A 24243-nucleotide genomic window follows, 5' to 3' on the forward strand; every position below is an offset into this window, starting at 1 on the left:
CCGCCCACCGGGAGCGACCCGAGGGGTCCGATTAGGATACGCTTTCGTTGCCAAATGATCGTCGCGCGGTTCCCGAGCGCCGCGCCCTCCGGAAGAGGCCCCGATGCGTCGTCGTTCCCTGTACGTCACCACCGGCATCCTGACCGCACTGACGACCCTGGTCACGGGGTGCGGCACGCTCGGTCTGGGTGAGCAGCCCGCCGACCTGCAGATCTACTCGGCACGCCACTACGACCTCGAGGGCGCCTTCGGCGATTTCACCGACGAGACCGGCATCAGCGTCGAGTTCATCACCGGTGACGACGCCGAGCTCCTCGAACGCCTCAAGGCCGAGGGCGACGACAGCCCCGCGGACGTGTTCATGACCGTGGACGCGGGCAACCTCTGGAACGCCGCCCGGCAGGACGAGCTGGCCGCACTGGACTCCGCGACCCTCGACGAGGCGGTCCCGGAGGACCTGCGCGATCCCCAGGGCAGGTGGTACGGCCTGGCGATGCGCGCGCGCACCGTGACCTACAACCCGGACAACGTCGACACCGCGGAGTTCGACCCCGAGGAGACCTACGCGGGACTGGCCGACCCGAAGTGGCAGGACCGGCTGTGCATGCGGGACGCCACCTCGGCCTACACCCAGTCCCTCGTGGCGAGTCTGATCGACCTGCACGGCCGGGAGCGGGCGCTCGAGATCGTCGAGGGCTGGGTCGACAACGGCGTGCAGATCATGAGCAACGACATCCTCCTGCTCGAGGCGATCGACGCCGGGACCTGCGACGTGGGCATCAACAACCACTACTACCTGGCGCGCACCCTCGAGGAGAACCCGGACCTGAAGGTCGACCTCTTCTGGGCCAGCCAGGAGGGTGCCGGGACGCACGTGAACATCTCCGGGGCCGGCGTGGTCGAGGGCTCCGACAACGCCGAGGACGCCCAGCGGCTGATCGAGTGGCTCGCGACCGACGGCCAGAACGCGTTCGTGGACGCGAACCACGAGTTCCCGGTCAACCCCTCCGTGGAGCCCGCGCCCAGCATCGCGGCCTTCGGCGAGTTCGAGCGGATGCCCCTGAACGCCGAGGCCTACGGGGACCTCAACGCCGAGGCCGTCGACCTGCTGGCCGAAGCCGGGTATCAGTGACCGAACCCGCCGTCCTCGCACCGACGAGGACATCGGCCCGCCGACCACGCCGGGCGCCCGGTTCGGGGCGCCCGGCGTGGTCGGCGCTCGTGGTCCTCGTCGCCGTGGTGGTGGCCACCCCGGTCCTGGCGGTGGTCGTGGACGGCCTGGGAAGCCTGGGCTCCGCCGCCCCGCCCCGCGACCTGGGCCGGATGGTGCTCACCACGCTCCTGCTGATGCTGGGCGTGGGCGCGGGCACCCTCGTGGTGGGCGGCGGGCTCGCCTGGCTCGTGACGGCCTTCCGCTTCCCCCTGCGGGACGTCCTGGTCTGGCTGCTGGTCCTGCCCCTGGCCATGCCGGCCTACATCCTCGGCTTCGTGTTCCTCTCCGTCTTCGACGTGGCCGGACCGGTGCAGGGGGCCCTGCGCTCCGTCCTGGGGCCGGACGTGTGGGTGCCCGAGGTCCGCTCGCTGCCCGCCGCCGTGCTCGTGATGTCCCTGACCCTCTACCCGTACGTCTACCTCCTGGCGCGCTCCGCACTGGTCGAGCAGACGACCGGGACCTACGACGCCGCACGGACCCTGGGTGCGGGCCGGGGGCGCGCGCTCCGGCGGGTCCTGATCCCCCTGGCCCGGCCCTCGCTCGCGGCCGGGCTGGCGCTCGTGATGATGGAGACGCTCACCGACTTCGCCACGGTGCAGTACTTCAACGTGCAGACGGTCTCCGTGGGGGTCTACCTGGTCTGGAAGGGCACCTTCGACTTCCACTCCGCCACCCAGCTCGCCGTGCTCGTGCTGTTGTTCGCCGTGGCCGTGCTGACCGGCGAGCGGCTGCTCCGGGGAAGGGCCCGGTTCCACCAGCGGGGCGGCCGCGGCCAGGGCCTGCAGCCGCAGCGGCTCACCGGGTGGCGCGCGTGGGGCGCCACCCTGCTCGCCCTCGCCGCCCTCTCCGCCGGATTCCTCGTCCCCGTGCTACAGCTGCTGGTCTGGGCCGTCGGGGAGGCCGTCGGCAACCCCGCCTCCCTCTCGGACCCGCGCTTCGCGCAGTACCTCGGCAACAGCCTCGTGGTCGCCGGGATCGCCGCCGTGGCCTGCGTGGCGCTCTCGCTCACCGTCGCCCACGGGGTGCGGATGGGCGGCGGCCGGGCGGTGGCCCTCGCGGCGCAGCTCACGACCTTCGGCTACGCCGTTCCCGGGGCCGTGGTGGGCATCGGCGTCCTCATCGCCTTCGCCGGGCTGGACACCGCGCTGGAACGGGCGGGCGTGCCCGGGGGCACGGGTCTGCTGGTGACGGGTTCGGTGCTCGGCATCCTCTACGCCTACGTGATCCGCTTCCTCGCCCCGGCCTACCAGGCCGTGGACGCGAGCCTCGCCAAGATCTCCCCCACCGTCACCTTCTCCGCGCAGAGCCTCGGCGCGTCCCCGCTCCGCGTCCTCACCCGCGTGCACCTGCCCATCGCCCGCCCAGGGGTCGCCACGGCCCTCGTCCTCGTGATGATCGACGCCGTCAAGGAGCTGCCCATCGTGCTGCTGCTGCGCCCGTTCGGCTTCACGACGGCCTCCGTGTGGGTCTACGAGCTGGCGCGCGAGAACTTCTGGGAGAAGGCCGCCCTGCCGGCGCTCGTGATCGTGGCGGCGGCGGTGGTGCCCGTGTTCTTCCTCGTCCGGCAGGCCCACCGGGCGGACCGCCACGGAAAGGTGTCCTCATGACCGTGCAGACCACGAGCCCTCGGACCGCGTCCGGCAGCGACGGCGCCGTGCCCGCCCTGGTCCTGGAGGCGCTGAGCAAGCACTACGGGTCCTCCGTGGGCGTCAGCGGACTGGAGCTGACGGTCCCGCCCGGCGAGCTGGTGACGCTCATCGGCCCCTCCGGCTGCGGCAAGTCCACCACGCTGCGCCTCGTGGCGGGCCTGGAACGGCCGGACGAGGGCACGATCCGGATCGCCGGGGACGTGGTGGCGGGCCGGCACCGCTTCCAGGAGCCCGAGCGGCGCAGGGTGGGTCTCGTCTTCCAGGACCACGCCCTGTTCCCGCATCTGACGGTCGCCAAGAACGTGGCCTTCGGCCTGGACCGGCTCCCGCGCGCCGGACGGCAGGCCCGTGTGGGTGAGGTCCTCGAGCTCGTGCGGCTGGGACACCTCGCCCACCGCTATCCCCACGAGCTCTCCGGCGGCGAGCAGCAGCGCGTGGCCCTGGCCCGGGCGCTGGCCCCCCGCCCCGCCGTCGTGCTCCTCGACGAGCCGTTCTCCAGCCTGGACGAGTCGCTGCGTGCGCAGGTGCGCCGGGACACCGTGGCCACGCTGCGCGAGACCGGGACCACCGCCGTGCTGGTCACCCACGACCAGACGGAGGCCCTCTCGGTCGGCCACCGCGTGGTGGTCATGCACGACGGGGTGATCGAGCAGTCCGACACCCCGGAGCAGGTCTTCGAGCAGCCCGCCACCCGGTTCGTGGCGTCCTTCATGGGGGACGCCGACTTCCTGCCCGCCCGCGTCCACCGTGCGCTGCTCACGTGCGAGATCGGCATCGTCTCCACCGTGCCGGGATGGGCCAACAGTGACGTCGACGTCGACGTCGTGCTGCGCCCCCACGAGGTGGCGCTGGAGCCGGACCCCGAGTCCCCGGCGCGGGTCAGTGCGGTCGAGTACCACGGCGCGTTCGTGCTGCACCACGTCCGGCTGGCCTCCGGCCGCACGCTGCGCTCCTGGCAGCCGCACAACGTGCGCCACCCCATGGGGACCCCCGTCGCCGTGACGGTCACGCCCGGGACCACCCCCACGCTGCTCGTCGACGACCGGGCCGTCACCGCCCCGCCCCCGCGGTCCGCCGACGGGACGTCGAACCGGCGATCCCGCATGTCGGACGAATTAGGCAATACTTTCCTTCGCTAAAGATCTTCTCTACCGTAGTGCGGGTGAGCCTTCAACCTGACCTCGCCCGGGTCGCCTTCGCCGCCGATCTCGCCCGCCACGGGGACCGCCCCGCCGTCCTCACGGGCGAGCACGTCCTGAGCTACCGGGAACTGGCGGCCCGGGTCGAGGACCTGGCCGCGCGTCTCGGCACGGAGCGCCGGCTGGCCGTGCTCGCCGCGTCCAACGACGTCGACTCCCTCGTGGCCTACCTCGCGGCCCTCACGGCCGGTCACCCGCTCCTGCTGGTCCCGGCGGACAAGCCGGCAGCCGTCGAGGCGCTGGTGGCGGCCTACGACCCCGACGTCCTGCTGCGGAGCGCCGGGAACGGGACCCCGGTCGTCGAGGAACGGCGCCCGGGCACCCGGCACGAGCTGCACCCCGACCTCGCCCTGCTGCTGAGCACCTCCGGCTCGACGGGCTCCCCGAAGCTCGTGCGGCTCTCGCACGAGAACCTGGCGGCCAACGCCGAGGCGATCGCCGAGTACCTCGGCATCGGCCCCGACGACCGCGCCGCGACCACGCTGCCGATGTCCTACTGCTACGGGCTGTCGGTGCTCAACAGCCACCTCTGCCGTGGCGCCGCGGTGGTGCTGACGGACCTCTCCGTGGTCGATCCCTGCTTCTGGGATCTCGTCCGCGCCCACCGGGCCACGTCCTTCGCGGCCGTGCCCTACACCTTCGAGCTGCTGGAGCGCGTCGGCTTCGCGGAGATGGACCTGCCGCACCTGCGCTACGTCACGCAGGCGGGTGGACGGCTCGCCCCGGAGAAGGTCCGCCACTGGGCCGGAGCCGGCGAGCGGGCCGGCTGGGACCTGGTCGTGATGTACGGGGCCACGGAGGCCACCGCCCGGATGGCCTACCTGCCCCCCGGGCTGGCGGCCGAGCGGGCCGGGACGATCGGGGTGCCGATCCCGGGCGGGGAGTTCCGCATCGAGCCCGTGGACGGACTGCCGGACGGCGAGCTCGTGTACAGCGGGCCCAACGTCATGCTCGGCTACGCGGAGCGCCCGGAGGATCTCGCCACAGGGCGCGCGGTCGAGGACCTGCGCACCGGGGACCTCGCCCGCCGCCACCCCGACGGGCTCTACGAGGTGGTGGGGCGGCGCAGCCGGTTCGTCAAGATCGTGGGCCTGCGCGTGGACCTCGGGCAGGTCGAACGGATCCTCGCCGAGCTCGGCGTGAGCGCGGCCGCCGCGGGCTCCGACGAGCGCGTGGTCGTGGCCGCCGAGGGCGAGCAGGACACGGCCCTGCTCGCCAAGGTCGTGGCCGGGAGCATCGGTCTGCCCCGCCCTGCCGTCGAGGTGCACCCCGTGGAGGAGCTGCCCCGGCTGGGCACGGGCAAGGTGGACTACCCGGCGGTCCTGGCGCTCGGCACACCGCCCCCCGTCGCCGAGGCGGTGCCGCGCCGGGCGGAGGGACCCGAGGACGTCCGGCGGATCTTCGCCGACGTGCTCGACCGCCCCGACGTCGGCGACGACGACACGTTCGTCTCCCTCGACGGGGACTCGCTGTCATACGTGGCGGCCTCCGTCCGTCTCGAGCAGGCCCTGGGGCACCTCCCCACGGACTGGCACCTCACCTCCGTCCGCGACCTGGCGGCCCGGGCCGCCCCCCGGCGGCGGCGGCTCGTGTCGTTCCTGGAGACCGGCATCGTGCTGCGGGCCGTGGCCATCGTGCTGATCGTGATGACGCACGTGGAGCTCTTCACGCTCCAGACCGCCCATGTGCTCTTCGCCGTGGCCGGCTACAACTTCGCCCGGTTCCAGCTCCACGGCGAACGGCTCCCGCGCCTGCGGCGTCAGCTGCGCAGCCTCGGACGGATCGTGCTGCCCTCCGCGGCGTTCATCGCCCTGGCGCACCTGCTCACCGACGACTACACCTGGGCGAACGTCTTCCTGCTCAACGGCATCGTGGGGCCGCAGCACCTGACGACGCAGTGGCACTTCTGGTTCGTGGAGATGCTCGTCTACGTGCTCGTGGCCGTCACGGCGCTCATGGCGCTGCCGTGGGCGGACCGCGCCGAACGGCGCTTCCCGCTGGCGTTCCCGCTCGCGCTGCTCGCGATCGGGCTGATCAGCCGCTACGACATCGTGGACCCGGGACTGCCGAAGCCAGCCCCGGTCTTCTGGCTCTTCGCGCTCGGCTGGGCCGCCGCCCGGACACGGACGGTCCTGGAGCGGTCCCTCGTCACTCTCCTGACCCTCCTGACGGTGCCGGGGTACTTCGACAGCACCGTCCGGGAGGTCACGGTGATCACCGGTGTCCTCCTGCTGCTGTGGGTGACCGCGCTGCCCGTTCCGGCCGGCCTGCGGCGCGTCACGGGATGGCTGGCCGCGGCCTCCCTGTACATCTACCTCACCCACTGGCTGGTCTATCCCGCCCTGCAGCCGGTCTCGCCCGTCCTGGCCGTGGTCGTCTCCCTCGTGGCAGGGGTGGCCTACTGGGTGCTGGCCGACCGGGTGCTGGGAGGTCTCCGGCGCGCGCCCGCGCGCACGGCGGCGCCCGTCGAGGCGGCGCCGCCCGCGACTACTCCAGGCCCACGCTGATCTCGGCGCTCTGGCCGGTGGAGCGCACGGCGGCGCGGACCGGGAACTCGATCCGCTCCGTGACGGTCTCCCCGTCCTCCTCGTAGCTCAGCCGCGCCTCCGCGGGCCGGTGCGCGTCCGCCGTCCAGCGCAGCGGGTCCGCCGGGTCCGGGACCAGGACCAGGGCGGGCCGGGAGACCAGCCGCCACCGGACGCCGGTGATCTCCGGGTCCGGCGCCCCGGTCGCCGCCGCGGACGGCTCGAGCGGCTCCTGCGGGGCCGCCCAGCGCCGGGACGAGGGGCAGTCCTCGGGGGACAGCTCGTCCGAGGCGGTGCAGCTCTCCAGCCACTCCTCGATCCGGTCGTCGACCTCCTGCCACATCCTCGGCGAGGGCTCGATCCGCAGCGCCACCGAGGCCGGTGCCGGATCCCGGAACGCCACGGTGTGCGGCTCCAGGGGCGGGTCCGCCGTGTAGTAGGAGTTCCCGGGCAGCCCGATCGCGTAGTCCCCGGGCAGGGCCTCGAAGCGCCAGGTGCCGCCGGGGCCCTCGGGGTCGGGCACCCGGTCGTCCGGGTCCGGGCGCACGGTCTCCCCGTTGACGGAGAGCTCGTCGAGGGGGGCGGGCAGGTGGATCGAGAAGGGGGCCGCGTCCGGGGAGTCGAGCTGCCACTGGTCGTTGAAGGGACCGCTGCGCCGCACCTGGTGCACCCCGTAGACGTGGACCTCTTCCCGGTCCCGGGCGCCGTCGGGCCCGTCCCACCACACGCGCGCCCGGATCTCGGCGCGGCTCCCGCGGCGGTCCACGCCCAGGATCTCGTAGCCGTCGATCCGCCCCGCGGCCTCGCGGTACACGCGGTTGGAGAAGATGTTCAGGGTGGGGTCCGCCACGACGGCCTCGGTGCGGGACAGCAGCTGCCGCGAGCGCCCGTTCTCGAGCCCGCCGAGCCACGTGGCCACCGGATCCTGCGGCTCCCGGTCCACGAAGACCCAGTTGACCACGGAGCTGAACACGGTCACGAGGACCACCACGACCGTCAGCCAGTGCAGCAGCGTCCGCCGCAGGCCCCGGGCGTCGACCGCGGAGAGGGCCTCTCCGGCCTCTCGCTCCCGTGACACCGACACCGCAGCTCCCGTTCCCCAGGGGTCCGTCCGGCACTCGGCCCGGACGGTGCGGGCCGCGTCCCGGCCCACCAGCTCACATGGTAGGGCCGGCGTCGCCGCCGGGACGGAAGAACCGCTAGAGCGCGCGCCTCCGGGTGGCCAGGATCCCGGCCGCCACGAGCACCAGGCCCCAGGCGCCGTAGACGAGGCCGGACTCCACGTGGGTGAGCACCGGGTCGGCGGACTGGTACATCGTGGTCAGCTGGGTGCCGGCCGCCCCCGGGGAGTACGGCTTGACGTCCTCGAGCCACTCGAAGGACAGCGCGAACAGCACGATCTCCAGGACCATCACCAGCACCACGAGCACCACGATCCCCCACGTCGTGGACTTCAGCAGGGCCCCGAGCCCGAAGCCCAGCCACGCGGTGACCATGTAGAAGACGCCCACCGCCAGGACGTTGAGCAGGACGGGCTCCTGCCACACGTCGTAGCCGAGGTCCCCGCCCGCCAGGACCGGCTGGACGACGAGGTGGCACAGGAGCCCGCTGAGCACCCCGAAGAGGAACGCGACCACGGAGAGCACCACGGTCTTGGCGAGCATCACCGGGGTGCGCCGCGGCACCGCCGTCATGGTGGTGCGGATGGCGCCGGTGGCGTACTCGGAGCCGATGAACAGCACGGCCAGCGCTCCCAGGAGCAGCATGACGAGCTGCAGGCCGCTGTTGGCGCTGGTCATGGCCAGGTACTCGCTGAAGCCCATTCCGTCCGGCAGGGCAATGTCGGACTGCGCGGCGATCTGCCGGTCCGACTCGGCGGCGAACGAGTCCTGTTGCTGCTGGACCTCCTCCTCGGTGAGCCCGAGCTCCTCCGGGGACCGTCCGTCCAGCGACTCGTCGACCTGCTCCTGCGCGGCCTGCTCGTTGAAGCTCTGCAGCGACGTGGTGCTCCAGGCGCCCAGCGCTGCGAATCCGACGGAGAGCAGCAGGGCGACGCCGAGCAGGATCCAGTGCGAGCGCAGGGAGCGGAACTTGATCCACTCCGAGCGCAGGACCCGGCCGAAGCCCAGCCGCACCCGGGACGCGGGGTCGGACGGCCCGGTGCGCTCCGGTGCGCCGGTCTGCGGGTGGGGGGCGGTCGAGGTGCTGGTGCTCATGCTCGGTCTCCGGTTCGTGCGTCGGCGCCCGCCCAGGGCGCCGGGTCGGTCGGTGCGGGAGCGCCGCCGGAGCGGTACTCGACCTCGTTCTGGGTCATGGCCATGTACACGTCCTCGAGGGTCTCCGTGAGGGGGGTGAGCTCGTGGACCAGCACCCCGTGGGAGAGGGCGGCCTCGGCGATGCGCCGCGGCTCCGGCCCCGTGACCAGGAGCCCGTCGTCGTCGAACTCCGTGATGCCGGCGTCCGTGCCCTGCAGGGCGCGGCGCATCGCCTCCCGGTCGGTGGCGCGCAGCCGGGTGCGCGTGCGGCCCCCGGCGAGGATCTGCTGGATCGGCGCGTCCGCGAGGATCCGGCCCCGGCCGATCACCACGAGGTGGTCGGCGGTCTGCGCCATCTCGGACATGAGGTGGGAGGACAGGAAGACCGTGCGGCCCTCCGAGGCGAGGAACTTGGCGAGGTGGCGCACCCACACCACGCCCTCGGGGTCCAGTCCGTTGACGGGCTCGTCGAGGATCACGGTGTGCGGGTCGCCGATCAGCGCCGCGGCGATCCCGAGGCGCTGGCCCATGCCGAGGGAGAAGCCTCCCACCCGCTTGTCGGCCGCGGCCCCGAGCCCCGTGAGGTCCACGACCTCCTGGACGCGGGACTTGGCGATGCCGTGGGTCGCGGCGAGCGCCGAGAGGTGCGCGCGCGCGGTGCGCCGGGGGTGGACCGCCTTCGCGTCCAGCAGCACCCCGACCTCCGCGAGCGGCGCCCGGTGCTGGGCGTACGGCCTGCCGTTGACGCGGGTGTGGCCCCGGGTCGCGGACTCCAGCCCGACGACGAGGCGCATCGTGGTCGACTTGCCGGCCCCGTTGGGCCCCAGGAACCCGGTCACCCGGCCGGGGCGGACGGTGAAGCTGACGTCGTCCACCGCCGTCTTGCCGCCGTAGGTCTTCGTCAGGTTCTCGATCTCGATCACCGGCGCTCCTTCCGAGCACTCGTCGGTTCTTCTCCGCCACCAACCTACGGGAGAGCCGGCGCGGGACGGCACCGCCGTCAGGATGAACCCGTGCGGGCGTGGCGGCCGCCGGCCTCCCCCTCCCGGCGGAGCCGGGACGCTCAGCCGGCCTCGGAGAGCCCGATCCGCCGCGCCTGACCGCCCCGCAGGACGTCGACCGCGACCGCGACCACCAGGAGGACGAGGAGCAGCACGCGCACCGCCGCGAGCATGTCCTGCGCGTCCCAGCCGATCAGGCCGAGCCCGGGCAGCACCGGCCAGGTCGGCTCGGGCAGGACCAGGGTGGTCCACCACAGGACCTCGACGAGCTGCCAGGCGGCGAACTCGAGCCAGTTGCGCCGGCTGAGCACCACGAGGGGCGCCAGCCAGAGGACGTGGACGAGGGAGTAGGCGGGGCCGGAGAGCACGAGCACGGCCAGCAGGAGGAACGCGATCTGGACGACGCTGGGCTCCTGCCGGGTGAGCAGGGTCAGCACGAGCACCGCCACGAGGCCCAGCACGAGGGCCAGAAGCACCCACTGCCCCGCCCCCGCCGGGTCCGGGACCGCACCCGTGCGCGCCTGCTCCACCCGGGCCCAGACGCCCCAGGAGGAGGAGCCCTCCACGGGCCCGTCCCAGGGCAGGCGGAGCTGCCGGACCCACCGGTCCGGGGCGGAGAGCAGGAACGGCCCGTTGACCAGCGCCCAGGTGAGCAGCGTCCCGGCCAGGACCACTGCGAAGTCCCGGAGCTGCCGGTACCGCACGGCCAGGAGCAGCACGGCCAGGAGGACCACCAGGGGGAACAGCGCCACGGACGCCGCGAGCCCCAGCAGGATCCCCGCCGGCACGGGGCTGCCCCGGACGTGGAAGAGCAGCGCCAGCATCATGAGCAGCACGGCCCACAGGTCCCACGTCCCGAAGCCCACCAGGACCGCCACCGGTGCGAGCGCCAGCACGAACGCGTCCGCGCCGCGCTTGCCGGAGAGCGCGGAGACCGCGGCCACCGTGCCGATCCACACCAGGGCCAGCAGCAGCACGGAGAGGTCGGCGAACACGCCCCGGTCCACGTCCGTCCCGAACAGCGCGGAGAGGCGGGCCGCGAGCCAGCCGACCACCGTGGTGATCATCCCGACCAGGGCGGGCTGGTCCCCCGCGGGCCCGCCCGTGAAGAACCCGCCCGCCCCGGACGCCTCGCCGGGCGCGATCTCGGAGGCGCACAGCGCGGGCAGGCTCTCCGCGGCGCCCCAGCCGGGCACCCGGCAGGGCAGCCGCAGCAGCCATGCCGTCATGACCGCGTAGAGGCTCAGGCCGACGAGCAGCGCCCGGTGGCCGCCCCGGGACCCGCCCAGGAGGCTCACGGCCCCTCCCGCCGTCCGCGCAGCACGCCCGCCCCGACCCCGACCCCGGCCAGGAGGACCGCGGCGAGGTCGGAAGATATGCCTTCACCGATATATGCACTCCAGGAGCAGCAGAGGGCGTTCCCCGCGGCGCCGGCGCCGGACCGGGGGCTCACAGGGTGTCCGCGGCCCAGGCCCGCAGCCGCCGCTCGGCCTCCTCCGGCCCCAGCTCCCCCTCGTCCAGGCGCAGGTCCAGCAGGAACTTGTAGGCCCGGCCCACCGCCGGCCCCGGCGGGATGCCGAGCACCGCCATGATCCGCTCGCCGTCCAGCTCCGGCCGCACGGCGTCGAGCTCCTCGCGCGCGGAGAGCTCCTCGATCCGCGCCTCGAGGTCGTCGTAGGCGGCGGCGAGCCGTGCCACCTTCCGCCGGTTCCGGGAGGTCACGTCCGCCCGCGTGAGCCGGTGCAGCCGCTCCAGGCACTCCCCGGCGTCCCGGACGTAGCGGCGCACGGCGGAGTCGGTCCACTCGGCGTCCCCGTAGCCGTAGAAGCGCATGTGCAGCTCGACCAGCCGGCCCACCGTCCTGATCGTGTCGTTGTCGAAGCGCAGGGCCCGCATCCGCTTGGCCGTGAGCTTCGCGCCCACCACCTCGTGGTGGCGGAAGCTCACGGCACCGGACTCCTCGAAGCGCCGGGTCGCGGGCTTGCCGACGTCGTGCATGAGCGCGGCGAAGCGCAGCGCGAAGTCGGGCCCGGGCACGGGGCCGTCCGGACCGGACTCCAGTGCCGCGGCCTGCTCCATGACGGTCAGGGAGTGCTGGTAGACGTCCTTGTGCCGGTGGTGTTCGTCCGTCTCGAGCTGGAGCGCGGGCACCTCGGGCAGCACGACCTCGGCGAGCCCCGTGCTCACCAGGAGGTCGATGCCGCGGCGGGGCCGGCGCCCGCAGACCAGCTTGACGAGCTCCTCCCGCACGCGCTCGGCCGAGACGATCGCGATGCGCTCCGCCATGCCGGTCATGGCCGCGCGCACCTCGGGCGCCACCTCGACGTCGAGCTGGGACGCGAAGCGGGCGGCGCGCATCATGCGCAGGGGGTCGTCCGAGAAGGAGTCCTCCGGGGCGCCCGGGGTGCGCAGCGCCCGGGCGTGCAGGTCCTTGATCCCGCCGTGCGGGTCCACGAGCTCCAAGCCGGGCAGCCGCAGCGCCATGGCGTTGATGGTGAAGTCGCGGCGGAACAGGTCGTCCTCGAGGGAGTCGCCGAAGGCCACCTGCGGCTTGCGGGAGTCCGCGTCGTAGGCCTCGGCCCGGTACGTGGTCACCTCCAGCTGGACGTCGCCCCGGCGCATCCCGATGGTCCCGAAGGCGCGGCCGATCTCCCACACCGCGTCCGCCCACCCCGAGACCACCGCGAGCGTCTCCTCGGGCGTCGCGTCGGTGGTGAAGTCCAGGTCCAGGGCGGGCCGGCCGAGGAAGAGGTCCCGCACGGGCCCGCCCACGAGGGAGAGCTCGTGGCCGGCGGCGGAGAACCGCCGCCCCAGGTCGAGGGCGGCGGGGTGGATCGCGTGGGCGTCGGGGAGCTGCGTCATGGTGCCGCCCATTGTTCCAGACCCCGGGGCGCGGACCCGGCCGCCGCGGCCCCGCCGGAACCGGCCGCCGGAGCCCCTCCCCCGCTCCGGCGGGAGCCCGGGCGATTGTGGCAAGGTAGGAGACATGGCTTTCCCCGTACCCAGCGCACCGAAGAAGCGGCCGACCGCGCCGGCCGCTGCGCTGCCCACGGTCGAGGAAGTCTCCGCCGGCGGGATCGTCGTCGACCTCGGCGCACCCTCCCACCCGGTGGCCATCATCGCCCGGATCAACCGCGGCGGGCGCCTCGAGTGGTGCCTGCCCAAGGGCCACCCCGAGGGCGAGGAGTCCAACGAGGAAGCCGCGATCCGCGAGATCGAGGAGGAGACCGGCATCGCCGGTGAGGTGCTGAGCCCGCTGGGCAGCATCGACTACTGGTTCACGGTCTCCGGGCACCGCGTGCACAAGACGGTGCACCACTTCCTGCTGCGCGCCACGGGCGGTCACCTCACCACGGACAACGACCCCGACCACGAGGCCGTGGACGTCGCCTGGGTGAACATCGACGACCTCGGCCGGAAGCTGTCCTTCCCCAACGAACGGCGCATCGCCGACATCGCCCGTGAATACATCATCCACCAGCTCTGAGACCGCGGAGCCCTCCGAGCCGGCCGGGAAGGGCACCCCGGCGGCCCCGGCCCGCCGCTCGGGCGCGGCCTCCAGCGCCATCATGGCCTCGGGCACGCTCGTCTCCCGCGCGCTGGGATTCGTCAAGACGGTCCTCATCACGGTGGCGATCGGCTCCATCACGACCGTCTCCGACGTCTTCGAGCTCGCGAACACGCTGCCGAACCTGATCTACGTCCTCGTGGCGGGCGGCATCTTCAACGCCGTCCTGGTGCCGCAGATCATCAAGGCCTCCAGGACCGCCGACGACGGCGGGGCCGACTACATCGCCCGCCTGCTCACCCTCGCCGTGCTCGCCCTGCTGGGGGTCACGGCGGTCGTGGTGCTGCTGGCGGGACCCATCATCCGGACCATGGGCACCGCCTGGACCGAGGAGCAGCTCTCGCTCGGGCTGACGTTCGCGCTGTTCACGTTCCCGCAGATCTTCTTCTACGGCCTCTACACCGTGGTGGGACAGGTCCTGAACGCCCGCGGCGCCTTCGGCTGGTACATGTGGGCGCCGGTGGTCAACAACGTGGTGGCCATCGCCGCGCTGCTCGTGTTCGTCCAGCAGTTCGGGGCGTACGCCGAGACGGTGCACAGCCTCGAGAACTGGTCCCCGGCCAAGACCTTCTGGCTGGCGGCCATGGCCACGGTGGGCGTCGCGGCCCAGGCCCTCGTGCTGTTCTGGCCGCTGCGCCGGCTCGGGCTGGGACTGCGCCCGAAGTTCGGCTGGCGCGGCATCGGCCTCTCCACCGCGGCGCGGCTCGCGGGCTGGACCCTCGCCACCGGGGTCCTCGCCAACCTCGCGTTCCTGACCCTGACCAAGGTCGCTGCGATCCCCACCGGCTACCGCCCGGAGTACCTCGCGATGGACCCGCCGCAGCAAATCGCGGGCGTGGCCGCCCTCAACCAGGCCTCGATGCTGTACTCCCTCCCGCACGGGGTGATCGGGCTGTCCATCGCCACGGTGCTGTTCAACCGGATGGCCGCCGCCTCGACGGACGGGGACCGGGCCGGGATGGTCGCGTCCCTGTCCTCGAGCCTGCGCATCACCGGTGTGGCGACGGTCTTCGCCACCGTCGCCCTCGTGGTCTTCGCCGGCCCCCTCGGCATGCTCTTCAGCGGCGGCGTCCCCTCCGCGGGAGCCGTGGTCGGCCAGGTGATCACGGTGATCGCGATCGGCGCGCCCTTCATGTCGGTGTCCTTCATGCTCGGCCGGGCGTTCTACGCGCAGGAGGACGCCCGCACCCCGTTCCTCGTGCAGGTCGGCGTCGCCCTCTTCACCGTGGTCTCGGCGCTGCTGATCTGGTCGTTCGTCCCGCCGGACCTCATCGTCTTCGCGGTCGCCGCGTGCTACGCGGCCCAGAACGTCCTGAGCGCGCTGATCTACCACGTGGTCCTGGTCCGCCGGATCGGGGACTACGACGTGGCCCGGATCGTGGACTCCCACGCCCGGATCCTCGTGGCGTCCCTGCTCGCCGGCGCGGTGGGCGCCGTGGCCCTGTTCCTGCTCGGCGGGTACGAACCCGCCGGCTTCCCCTGGACCAACCAGCTGACGGCGATCGCGACCGTCGCCGCGGGCGGGACCGTCATGGGGATCGCCTACCTGGGCGCCCTCAAGCTCTGCCGCGTCCGGGAGCTCGACAGCCTCGTGCGCCCGCTCCTCGCCCGCCTCGGCCGCTGACCGCGCCGACCGGGCGGACCGGGCGCCCGGACCGGGCTCGCGGACCGGCCGTGTGACGAGGCTCTCGGCCGCCGGAGGCCGGGACCGGTAAAGTGCTGAGTGGTCGGTGACGTGGGTCAGGAACACCCCTTCTGCCCCGCCGGCCACCCCCGCCCGCGAATTCCGGCCCCCGCCGCGGATTCCCGACCCCCAGGGAGCCAAAGTGCCCGCACCGATGAAGCTCGGTTCCGTCCTCGGCGGCCGCTACAAGGTCGTCACCGACGTGCTGGCCACCGCCGAGGGCGACCGCGTGCTCGAGGGACAGGACCAGATCCTCGGCCGCCGCGTGTCGATCCTGCTGCCCGCGGAGCGGCACACGTCCCTGCTCGTGGAGAACGCCCGCTCCATGGCCAACGGCAGCATCGGCGCCCCCTTCCAGATCCTGGACCTGGGCCAGGCGGAGGCGCACACCTACCTCGTGACCTCGCACACCCCGGCCGCGGACATGCTGGACTCCCTGCTCGTGGAGCCGGACGACGTCGAGGACGAGTCCCTCAGTGACGACATCTTCGGCGCCCCGCGCGGCAGCGGCCCCGGGTCGTACGTGTACGACGAGCCGGACCCCACCAGCCCGACCCCCGTGGTCGCGACCGAGGCCTCCGACGACCTCGGCGGCGCGGCCCCCCAGCCCAAGGTCACCCGGTGGCGGGACGACGACTCGTACGACGACGCCGCGCCCGCCCCCTCGGTGCGCACCCGTCTCGGCCGGCCGGTGCGGGTCAGCGCCACCTCGACCCGCTCGACCCTCTTCGACCGCGCGGCGGCGAGCGGCACGGCGGCCTCGGCCGTCCGCACGGCCGGGACGGACATCGACCCGGGCTACGACGGCGACAACCGCTACGACAGCTACGACAGCTACGACGACTACGACGACGGGCACCCGGACACGCCCCACGGGCCGGAGGAGGCGGCCGCGGCCGCGCCGCCGCGCCGGGAGACGACCGCGGACCGGCCGCAGAAGGGCGGCCGGGGCCTGCTGCTGCTCCTGCTCCTGCTGCTGGCCCTGCTGATCGGTGCCGTGGTGTTCAGCTTCGACCGGCTGGGCGGACTCTTCGCCGGATCGGAGAGCCCGGAGCCCGCCGTGAGCGCGCCGGCCGAGGAGCAGGCCGGGGCGGAGCAGGTGCAGCCCAGCCCCGAGCCGGAGGCCCCGGCCGCCGAGCCGGAGCCCCGCGCCGTCACCCGGGTGGTGCCCACCGACCCGGGCTTCATGGCCGACCAGGACGCGCAGCTGAGCCAGATCGTCGACGGCAACCCGTCCACCTACTGGATCAGCTACGGGTTCTCCGACCCGAACTTCGGCAACCGGACGCCGAGCGTCGGCCTCGCCGTGCAGCTCGAGGAGCCCGCGCCCGTGGACACGCTCAGGCTCAGCCAGTCGGCCGGCTCGGGCGGGATGTTCGACGTGTACGTCAACGACGCCCCGAGCCTGGACGGCGCCGACCAGGTGGCCTCCGGCTCCTTCACGGGCCCGGAGATCACGGTTCCGCTCGCCGCGGCCGCCCAGGACGAGGACCAGCAGTACGTGATCGTGAACTGGACGCAGCTGCCGCAGCTGACGAACCCCATCGCCGGGTTCAACCACGGCCTGCGGATCGGCGAGATCCAGCTCGACTGAGGGCCCCGCTCCCCCCGCCGGGCCCGCCGGGGCGGGTCCGGCACCGGAATATCCGCCGCGCGCGCCCCGTTGTGCCAGTGGTCCCTGCGGTCGGCGTGCCCGGCCGCTCCCTGTACGGAAGGTCTGCAGAACAGTGAGCCCCGACTTCGGTCCCGTGATCAATGCCCTCAACCTCGTCCCCTCGACCGGCGAGCCGAAGGCCGGCGCGGACGACGAGACCGTCCACGAGGTGATCATCGTGGGATCCGGCCCCGCCGGGTACACCGCGGCCGTCTACGCGGCGCGCGCCAACCTCCACCCCATCGTCTTCGCCGGGTCCGTGACCGCGGGCGGTGAGCTGATGAACACGACCGAGGTGGAGAACTACCCCGGGTTCATCGACGGGATCCAGGGCCCGGAGCTGATGTCCAACATGCAGCAGCAGGCGGAGCGCTTCGGCGCCGACATCCGCTACGAGGACGTCGTCGCCCTCGAGCTCGAGGGCGAGGTGAAGACCGTGACCCTCGAGGACGGCTCCGTGCACCGCGCCCACGCCGTGATCCTCGCGACCGGCTCCGCGTACCGGGAGCTCGGCCTGCCGGACGAGAAGCGGCTCTCCGGCCACGGGGTGAGCTGGTGCGCCACCTGCGACGGCTTCTTCTTCAAGGAGCAGCACATCGCGGTGGTCGGCGGCGGCGACTCCGCCCTCGAGGAGGCCACGTTCCTCTCCCGCTTCGCCTCCAAGGTCACGATCATCCACCGGCGGGACAGCTTCCGCGCCTCCGAGATTATGCAGCAGCGCGCCTTCGACGACCCCAAGATCGAGGTGCTGTGGAACGCCGAGGTCGTGGGCATCAACGGCGAGGACAAGGTCCGCTCCGTCACCGTCCGTGACACGGAGTCCCACCAGACCTCGGAGCTGCCCGTGACGGGGCTGTTCGTCGCCATCGGCTCCGACCCCCGCACCGCCCTGGTGAAGGACCAGCTCGAACTCACCGTGGACGGCACCATCGCCGTGGACGGCCGCAGCTCCACCACGAGCCTCGCCGGGGTCTTCGCGGCGGGCGACGTCGTGGACGCCACCTACCGCCAGGCCATCACGGCGGCGGGCTCCGGATGCGTCGCCGCCGTCGACACCGAGCACTACCTCGCCGCCCTGCACGACCGCTCGGTCCTGCACAGCTGAGCCGTCCCGGTCCGGGCGCCGCCGGCGCCCGGACCGGCATGGGCCATAATCGAACCAGATCCGCCTTCCGCACCACGTCACCCAGAGCGGTCCGGGCACGCCGACCGCGTGCCCGGCACCCGGACAAGGAGAAACATGAGCGCCGCCAAGAACGTCACCGACGCCGACTTCCGCACCGAGGTCCTCGAATCGGACAAGCCCGTCATCGTGGACTTCTGGGCCGAGTGGTGCGGCCCCTGCCGCATGGTCGGCCCGGTCCTCGACGCGATCGCCGCCGAGCACGCCGACGCCGTCGAGGTCGTGAAGCTGAACGTGGACGAGAACCCCGCCGTGGCGTCCCAGTACGGCATCACGTCCATCCCGGCCATCTACCTCTTCTCCGGCGGCGAGGTGGTCAAGAAGGCCATCGGCGCGAAGCCGAAGAGCGCCCTCGAGAAGGAGTTCGCCGACTACCTCGTCGCCGGGAACTGAGCGGACCCCCGACATCCGCGACACCCCGGGCTCGTCCGCCCCTCCCCCGCCGGGGAGGGGCGGACGAGCCGCTGTCCTGGCACCACGCCGACCCCTCCGACCCGTGGGACACCCGTGAACAACGACGACACCGAACCGATGCTGCGCCGGACCATGACGAGCCGGCGGGTGGTCAGCCTGCGGGAGCGGCTGCTCCGGGCCGGCGTCACCGTGGCCTACCTCGCCCCGCAGGACGTCAACAACCCCTCCTACTTCGACGACCACGTCGACGCCGCCGTGCGCGCCTTCCAGCAGGAGCGCGGGCTCATCGTGGACGGCCTGGTGGGGCCGGAGACGGACCGGTGCCTCAACGAGGCGCAGTACGCCCTCGGTGACCGCCCGCTCTACGCCGACGACGACCACCCGCTCCGGGGCGACGACGTCAGCATGCTGCAGCACAACCTCTCCCGGTTGGGTTTCTACTACGGACACCTGAACGGGGTGTTCGGCAGCAGCACGCACCACGCGGTCATGGAGCTTCAGCAGAGTCTGGGTCTCGGGGCCACCGGAGTGGTGGACCGCGAGACCATCGCCGCGCTCGCCCGGATCAACAAGAACATCACGTCCTCCAAGGCCTTCTCGCTGCGCGAGTACCACCGCCTGGAGCGGGCCACCTCGGCCCTGCGCGGCCGCTCCGTGGTGCTGGTCCCGTCCGGGGCAGCAGGTCAGCAGCCGCCGGCCTCGGCGGCGCCGGACTTCCGCGACCGCGCCGACGAGGTGACCCGGGACGTCGCCGTCCGCGCCTTCGAGCTGCTGCACGAGATCGGCGCCGACCCCTCGGTGGTCTCGCCCGGGCGGGAGCTCCACGACCGCCGCGGCATGCCCGTGCGGACCGCCGACTCCACCCGGGAGGCCGTCACCGGGAGCCGGACGGACTCCGTGGTGGTCACCCTGCACTGCGACTGGAACGCCTCCCCCGCCGCCGGCGGTGTCGCCTCCTACTACTGGGGCGAGCAGGACCGCTCGGAGATCTACTCCCCCATCGGCGAACGGGCCGCGGTGCTCGTGCTCAAGGAGATGGTCGCCCGGACCGGGGCGCTCGACCTCGGCACCCACGCCCGGCAGTGGGACCTGCTGCGCTCCCAGGACGCCCCGACCATCTGGCTCGACCTCGGCTACCTGTCCAGCCCTGGCGACCGGGCCGCCCTCGCCGATCCCGAGCACCGGAACCACCTGGCCGAGGCCGTCGTCTTCGGTCTGCAGCGCATGTTCCTGCTCGCGGAGGACGACGTGCCCACGGGCACCATGAGCGTCGACGATGTCGCCGAGTACAACGGACGCTGAACCGCCCCGCCGGGCTGACCCGGTGCACGGAAGAGCCCCGGTGTTTCACGTGAAACACCGGGGCTCTTCCGTGCGATCGGTCGTCTAGGTGCGATCCATCCCGGGGTCCAGCACCTCGATGATGCGGTTGAGGTCCTCCACCGAGGCGAACTCGATGGTCATCTTGCCCTTGCGGGCCCCCAGTGCGATCCGCACGCTGGTGTCCAGGCGGTCGGAGAACGCCTCCGCGATGTAGTCGAGCCGCTCCTTGTTGCGCCCGGCCGGGGCGGCCGCCCGTTGCGGCTTGCGCTCCCCCGTCTCCGTCAGCTGCACGGCCTCCTCAGTGGCCCGGACCGAGAGGCCCTCCGCCACGATCCGCTGCGCGAGTCGTTCCATCTGCGCGGGGTCGGCCAGGGACAGCAGGGCGCGGGCGTGCCCCGAGGACAGCACGCCGGCGGCCACGCGTCGCTGGACGAGCGGCGGAAGGCGGAGCAGGCGGATCGTGTTGCTGATCTGCGGGCGGGAGCGGCCGATGCGCCGGGACAGCTCCTCCTGGGTGGCGCCGAACTCCTCCAGCAGCTGCTGGTAGGCCGCGGCCTCCTCGAGCGGGTTCAGCTGGCTGCGGTGCAGGTTTTCGAGCAGGGCGTCCCGGAGCAGGTCGTCGTCCGCGGTCTCGCGAACGATCGCCGGGATGGTCGGCAGCCCGGCGCGCTGGGTCGCGCGCCACCGCCGCTCGCCCATGACCAGCTCGTACGCCTTTTCGCCGTCCTCGCGGGTGGGGCGCACCACGATCGGCTGCAGCACACCGAGCTCGCCGATCGAGTACGCGAGCTCCGCGAGCTCCTCCTCGTCGAACACCTGACGGGGCTGCTTGCGGTTGGGGTGGATGGCCGCGACCGGGATCTCGGCGAACGTGGCACCGGGCACCGCCGCCAGCTCCTCAACATCCGCGTCCGTTCCACGTGAAACATCTCCCGCGGACGCACCGGATGGGGGACCGTCCGTTACGGCGGTCGCCTCGGTCGCCTCCGGCGCCTCTCCCGCGCCGGCATCATCTGTCGCCTCCGGCGCATCGCCCGCGGCGGCGGCATCGGTCGCGACCACATCGAGACGCTGCTGCTCCGGTGCGGTCATCTCGTCGTGATCTTCCTCCGACGGGGCCTCAACGTCCTCCGCGGACGGGCGGGTCTTCTTCGAACTCGCTGTTTCACGTGAAACACCGGCCCGGTTCCCCGGACCGGGTTCCGTCGTCTTGGAGGACGCCTCCCCGGAGTCAGCCGCCGGCGCGGCGTCCGGGGCACCGGCCGATGGCAGGAAGAACATGTCGGAGGGCCGGCTGACAAGTGTGGTGTTGCGCAGGGCCTCGCCCATGTCCATCCGCGCTTTCATGGCCTTCTGCCGTGCGGCAGGGCTGACAGTCCGGCTCCGCCCCCCGGCGGCCGACCGCTTCGCCGGCTCGGCGGACCCGGGCTGCTCGGGAACATCATCTGCGTCTGCGGTCCCGCCAGCGGGACGCGCAGCGGCCTTCGACGTGGTCCGGGTCCTGGTGGCTGGCTCTCCGCCGGTTGAGGGCCGCTGCGTCGAAGTACCAGTTGCTGCGTCCGGCTGGTCGATCGAATTCTCAGCACGTGCGGGTGCGGCTTCGGCGGACGTCGTTTCACGTGAAACATCCGTGCGGGCCGCGTCCTTCCGGGACGTGTCCTCCGCGCTCGTCGACGGCACCGGAGCCGGGCCGACGTCCGCGCCCTGTTCTTCGTTCACCGGGGCCTCGGCAGCGGGTGCACTCGGAATGAGTGCTCCCAGACCCCGGCCCAGTCCACGTCGTCGTTCGCTCACGATGTTCCTCTCCCTCGCCCGGCAATCCGGACAATTCTAGCCGAGCCACGCGTTCCGACGTGCCGTTTCACGTGGAACGGTGGGTCCCTTGCGCGCGACGCGGGACGGGAACAGCAGGACGCCCGCCTCCAGAGGGAGACGGGCGTCGGGCGGGGGAGTGGCCGGGAAATGGCCCGGGGCCGCTCCGTCAGCGCTGGGCGCGCTGGGCGATCTCGGCCGCCGCCTCCAGGTAGGACAGCGCCCCCGTGGAACTGGGGTCATAGCTGATGACGCTCTGCTGGTAGCTCGGCGCCTCCGAGATGCGCACCGAGCGGGGGATCATGGTCTCCAGGACCTCGGCGGGGAAGTGGTTGCGCACCTCTTCGGCCACCTGCGACGCGAGGTTGGTGCGACCGTCGTACATGGTGAGCAGGATCGTCGACACCGACAGCTCGGGGTTCAGGTGCTTCTGGATCATCTCGATGTTCTTGAGCAGCTGGCTGAGCCCCTCGAGCGCGTAGTACTCGCACTGAATGGGGATCAGCACCTCGGTGGCCGCGACGAACGCGTTGAGGGTCAGCAGCCCGAGACTCGGCGGGCAGTCGATGAAGACGTAGTCGAGCCGCTCCATCCCGTCGGCCTCGCGCTGCTTCGCGTACGCCTCGAGCGCCCGGCGGAGCCGGTGCTCGCGCGCCACCATGGACACGAGCTCGATCTCCGCGCCGGCCAGGTCGATGGTGGCCGGGACGACCCAGAGGTTGTCCGCCTCGGCGGACGGCTTCACCGCGTCGGCGATGGGCATCTCGTCGATGAGCACGTCGTAGGTGCTGTCGACCTCGGAGTGGTGCTCCACGCCGAGGGCCGTTGACGCATTGCCCTGAGGATCGTTGTCGATGACGAGGACGTTCTGCCCCTGTCGGGCGAGGGCCACCGCGATGTTCACCGACGTGCTCGTCTTGCCCACGCCGCCCTTCTGGTTGCTGATCGTGAAGATCCGCGTTGCGGCGGGCTTCTCCAGCTGGACCTTCTTCAGCCTGGCGCGTCGCCTGGTCTCCTCCACGAGCTTCCTCCCCAGCGGCGTGTCCTCCGCCATCGTTGTGGTCATCTTGGGCAGCTGTCCGTCCGTTTCACGTGAAACACGAGTGCCCCGATCAGGAACAACCTTGATCGATTGATCAAGCGGATCGGGGGGGAACTCGGCGTCGAAGCCTCGCGGACTTCCCGCGCCGTCGTCGATCGGCATCTGACTGCGCACCTTCCCGGTTCGTCTCGAACTCGTTCCGTCGGAGCACGCCTCCCGCGGGGGAGGAGTGCCTGGGACCGCGCCGCAGGTCAGGTCGCCGTCGACCCGTGGCCGATCTCGGCGCACCGACCGTGGCACACTCCTCCCAGCCTACCGCCGACACTGCGCGGAGCAGGCGGCGGTGCTCAGAGCCGGACCCGCACCACCGTGGTGGGCTCCTCGAGCAGGTCCGCCCCGGCCGGAACGACCTCGGTGGACCGGGCGCCGAGCCGGTCCAGCTTCTTCTGCGCCTTGCGCACCTCGTCCGCCGCGGAACGGCCCTTGAGGGCGAGCAGCACTCCGGTGCCGCGCAGCAGCGGCAGGGTGATGTCCACGAGGCCCACCAGGGCCGAGACCGCCCGCGCGGTGACCACGTCCACCTCGCCGACCTCGTCCCGGGCCTGCTCCGCCCGGGCCCGCAGCACGCGCACGTTCGTGAGCCCGAGGTCGGCCACGACCTCGTCCAGCCACTGCACGCGCCGCTCCAGCGGCTCGATGAGCGTGATCCGCAGGTCGGGCCGGGCCAGGGCGAGGCACAGCCCGGGCAGACCCGCGCCCGATCCGACGTCGGCCACGCGGGCGCCGGTCGCGATGAGCTCCTCGACCACGGCGCAGTTGAGCACGTGCCGGCTCCACAGCCGGGGCACCTCCCGCGGGCCGATGAGCCCCCGGACGATGCCGGATGACGCCAGGTGCGCCACGTAGCGCTCCGCCAGCGGCAGCCGGTCGCCGAACAGCCGCTCGGCGGCGCGCCGCTCCTGCTCGTCCGGGACCGGCGGGTCCTGCGGAGCGGGGGAGGGGCGCGGCTCCTCGGCCATCAGCCCTGCGGAACGGACACGACGATGTGCCGTGCCGCCCCTTCGCCCTCGGACTCGCTGACGAGACCCTGCTCGGCGACCACGTCGTGCACGATCTTGCGCTCGTAGGCGGACAGGGGATCGAGGTGCACGCGCTCCCCGGTCTCCTGGGCCTCGCGCACGGCCGCCAGCGCCAGCTCCCGGAGCTCACCGGCCCGGCGGAGCCGGTAGCCCCCGATGTCGAGCACCAGGCGGGAGCGCCGGTCGGTGGCGGCCAGCACGGAGAGGCGCAGGAGCTCCTGGAGGGCCTCCAGGACCTCACCGTCCTCGCCGACCAGCGCCGACAGGCCTTCGACGTCGTCCCCGTCGGCGACGACCGACAGGTAGGTGCGACCGTCGCGGACCTCGATGTCGATGTCGCCGTCGAGGTCCGCCGTGTCCAGGAGCTCCTCGAGGTAGTCGGCCGCGATCTCGCCCTCCTCCTCGAGCGGATCGACGGCGGCCGTCTCCGCGGCCGGGGTCTCCGCGGCCGGGGTCTCCGCGGCCGGGATCTCCGCGGCCGGGGTCTCCGCGGCCGGGATCTCCGCGGCGGGGACTCCCCCCCCGGCACCGCGGTCGGCGTCGGCGCGGGGCGCGGGGGGCTGCACGTCGTCGGCGTCCTGGGTGGTATGCCGGATGTCGGTCATGTCGTCTCCTGGGGCCGTGGAAGCACGGGGCCGGGCG

At 72.7% G+C, this 24243-nt stretch carries 19 protein-coding genes; 10 read left to right on the forward strand and 9 right to left on the reverse strand.

The genetic code is table 11. The annotated features are described in order from the left end of the window. The first annotated feature begins 103 nt into the window (after positions 1 to 103). From RF644_RS04500 to RF644_RS04515, 4 genes are all read left to right on the forward strand, one after another. Complete coding sequence (locus RF644_RS04500) at positions 104 to 1132, forward strand: extracellular solute-binding protein (protein WP_035924383.1); 1029 nt, start codon at positions 104 to 106, stop codon at positions 1130 to 1132. An 89-nt stretch (positions 1133 to 1221) separates the two neighbouring features. After that, entirely contained in the window at positions 1222 to 2820 is a 1599-nt protein-coding gene (locus tag RF644_RS04505; protein WP_368795573.1) for an ABC transporter permease, read from the forward strand. Then, the gene (locus tag RF644_RS04510) at positions 2817 to 4001 is read left to right on the forward strand and encodes an ABC transporter ATP-binding protein (protein ID WP_368795574.1); all 1185 of its coding nucleotides are present in this window, start codon (positions 2817 to 2819) and stop codon (positions 3999 to 4001) included. The genes RF644_RS04505 and RF644_RS04510 overlap by 4 nt, the downstream gene beginning before the upstream one ends. 23 nt (positions 4002 to 4024) lie before the next feature. Beyond that, complete coding sequence (locus tag RF644_RS04515) at positions 4025 to 6568, forward strand: AMP-binding protein (protein WP_368795575.1); 2544 nt, start codon at positions 4025 to 4027, stop codon at positions 6566 to 6568. On the opposite strand, the gene RF644_RS04520 is transcribed toward RF644_RS04515, so the two are convergent. The 5 genes from RF644_RS04520 to RF644_RS04540 form a co-directional block, all read right to left on the reverse strand. Beyond that, on the reverse strand, positions 6549 to 7664 hold the full coding sequence (locus tag RF644_RS04520; protein WP_368795576.1) for a hypothetical protein: 1116 nt from the start codon (positions 7662 to 7664) through the stop codon (positions 6549 to 6551). The genes RF644_RS04515 and RF644_RS04520 overlap by 20 nt on opposite strands. 121 nt (positions 7665 to 7785) lie before the next feature. After that, positions 7786 to 8802 (reverse strand): ABC transporter permease subunit, encoded by a 1017-nt coding sequence (locus RF644_RS04525; protein WP_368795578.1) that lies wholly within the window; start codon positions 8800 to 8802, stop codon positions 7786 to 7788. Next, a complete protein-coding gene (locus RF644_RS04530) occupies positions 8799 to 9764 on the reverse strand; it encodes an ABC transporter ATP-binding protein (protein WP_115163287.1) in 966 nt (321 codons plus the stop codon). The genes RF644_RS04525 and RF644_RS04530 overlap by 4 nt, the downstream gene beginning before the upstream one ends. Positions 9765 to 9904: 140 nt before the next feature. Continuing rightward, on the reverse strand, positions 9905 to 11140 hold the full coding sequence (locus RF644_RS04535; RefSeq protein WP_368795579.1) for a glycosyltransferase 87 family protein: 1236 nt from the start codon (positions 11138 to 11140) through the stop codon (positions 9905 to 9907). A gap of 151 nt (positions 11141 to 11291) precedes the next feature. Further along, a complete protein-coding gene (locus tag RF644_RS04540) occupies positions 11292 to 12704 on the reverse strand; it encodes a CCA tRNA nucleotidyltransferase (RefSeq protein ID WP_251355496.1) in 1413 nt (470 codons plus the stop codon). Positions 12705 to 12828: 124 nt separating this feature from the next. Between RF644_RS04540 and RF644_RS04545 the strand changes: the two genes are divergently transcribed. The 6 genes from RF644_RS04545 to RF644_RS04570 all read left to right on the forward strand — a co-directional run bounded on the left by RF644_RS04545 (position 12829) and on the right by RF644_RS04570 (position 19647). Continuing rightward, positions 12829 to 13329 carry an NUDIX domain-containing protein gene (locus RF644_RS04545; protein WP_017835060.1) on the forward strand — a complete coding sequence of 167 codons (501 nt, stop codon included), beginning with the start codon at positions 12829 to 12831 and terminating at the stop codon, positions 13327 to 13329. 82 nt (positions 13330 to 13411) lie between these two features. Beyond that, positions 13412 to 15034 (forward strand): murein biosynthesis integral membrane protein MurJ, encoded by a 1623-nt coding sequence (gene murJ / locus RF644_RS04550; protein WP_368795801.1) that lies wholly within the window; start codon positions 13412 to 13414, stop codon positions 15032 to 15034. Between the two features lie 202 nt (positions 15035 to 15236). Continuing rightward, positions 15237 to 16688 carry a hypothetical protein gene (locus tag RF644_RS04555; protein ID WP_368795580.1) on the forward strand — a complete coding sequence of 484 codons (1452 nt, stop codon included), beginning with the start codon at positions 15237 to 15239 and terminating at the stop codon, positions 16686 to 16688. A gap of 154 nt (positions 16689 to 16842) precedes the next feature. Continuing rightward, complete coding sequence (gene trxB, locus RF644_RS04560) at positions 16843 to 17853, forward strand: thioredoxin-disulfide reductase (protein ID WP_229586515.1); 1011 nt, start codon at positions 16843 to 16845, stop codon at positions 17851 to 17853. Positions 17854 to 17988: 135 nt separating this feature from the next. Beyond that, entirely contained in the window at positions 17989 to 18324 is a 336-nt protein-coding gene (gene trxA / locus RF644_RS04565; RefSeq protein ID WP_058873284.1) for a thioredoxin, read from the forward strand. Between the two features lie 114 nt (positions 18325 to 18438). Next, positions 18439 to 19647 (forward strand): peptidoglycan-binding protein, encoded by a 1209-nt coding sequence (locus RF644_RS04570; protein ID WP_368795581.1) that lies wholly within the window; start codon positions 18439 to 18441, stop codon positions 19645 to 19647. Positions 19648 to 19731: 84 nt separating this feature from the next. Here the strand turns inward: RF644_RS04570 and RF644_RS04575 are convergent, their stop codons facing one another. The 4 genes from RF644_RS04575 to RF644_RS04590 all read right to left on the reverse strand — a co-directional run bounded on the left by RF644_RS04575 (position 19732) and on the right by RF644_RS04590 (position 24206). After that, positions 19732 to 20997, reverse strand: coding sequence for a ParB/RepB/Spo0J family partition protein (locus tag RF644_RS04575; protein WP_368795802.1), 1266 nt, complete (start codon positions 20995 to 20997; stop codon positions 19732 to 19734). Between the two features lie 652 nt (positions 20998 to 21649). Then, a complete protein-coding gene (locus RF644_RS04580) occupies positions 21650 to 22546 on the reverse strand; it encodes a ParA family protein (RefSeq protein ID WP_244915827.1) in 897 nt (298 codons plus the stop codon). A 323-nt stretch (positions 22547 to 22869) separates the two neighbouring features. Then, a complete protein-coding gene (rsmG, locus tag RF644_RS04585; protein ID WP_368795582.1) occupies positions 22870 to 23541 on the reverse strand; it encodes a 16S rRNA (guanine(527)-N(7))-methyltransferase RsmG in 672 nt (223 codons plus the stop codon). Continuing rightward, positions 23541 to 24206: a protein jag gene (locus tag RF644_RS04590; RefSeq protein ID WP_368795583.1), complete on the reverse strand. Its 666-nt coding sequence runs from the start codon at positions 24204 to 24206 to the stop codon at positions 23541 to 23543. The genes rsmG and RF644_RS04590 overlap by 1 nt, the downstream gene beginning before the upstream one ends. Positions 24207 to 24243: the final 37 nt, after the last annotated feature.

The organism is Kocuria sp. CPCC 205258, assembly GCF_040981005.1.
Classification (GTDB): domain Bacteria; phylum Actinomycetota; class Actinomycetes; order Actinomycetales; family Micrococcaceae; genus Kocuria; species Kocuria rosea.

Coding starts and splice junctions, on each gene's coding strand:
- RF644_RS04580 (WP_244915827.1), bottom strand. CDS start 22,546: ATGACCACAACGATGGCGGAGGACACGCCGCTGGGGAGGAAGCTCGTG.
- RF644_RS04575 (WP_368795802.1), bottom strand. CDS start 20,997: ATGGGCGAGGCCCTGCGCAACACCACACTTGTCAGCCGGCCCTCCGAC.
- RF644_RS04545 (WP_017835060.1), top strand. CDS start 12,829: ATGGCTTTCCCCGTACCCAGCGCACCGAAGAAGCGGCCGACCGCGCCG.
- RF644_RS04525 (WP_368795578.1), bottom strand. CDS start 8,802: ATGAGCACCAGCACCTCGACCGCCCCCCACCCGCAGACCGGCGCACCG.
- rsmG (WP_368795582.1), bottom strand. CDS start 23,541: ATGGCCGAGGAGCCGCGCCCCTCCCCCGCTCCGCAGGACCCGCCGGTC.
- RF644_RS04510 (WP_368795574.1), top strand. CDS start 2,817: ATGACCGTGCAGACCACGAGCCCTCGGACCGCGTCCGGCAGCGACGGC.
- trxA (WP_058873284.1), top strand. CDS start 17,989: ATGAGCGCCGCCAAGAACGTCACCGACGCCGACTTCCGCACCGAGGTC.
- murJ (WP_368795801.1), top strand. CDS start 13,412: ATGGCCTCGGGCACGCTCGTCTCCCGCGCGCTGGGATTCGTCAAGACG.
- RF644_RS04590 (WP_368795583.1), bottom strand. CDS start 24,206: ATGACCGACATCCGGCATACCACCCAGGACGCCGACGACGTGCAGCCC.
- RF644_RS04500 (WP_035924383.1), top strand. CDS start 104: ATGCGTCGTCGTTCCCTGTACGTCACCACCGGCATCCTGACCGCACTG.
- RF644_RS04540 (WP_251355496.1), bottom strand. CDS start 12,704: ATGACGCAGCTCCCCGACGCCCACGCGATCCACCCCGCCGCCCTCGAC.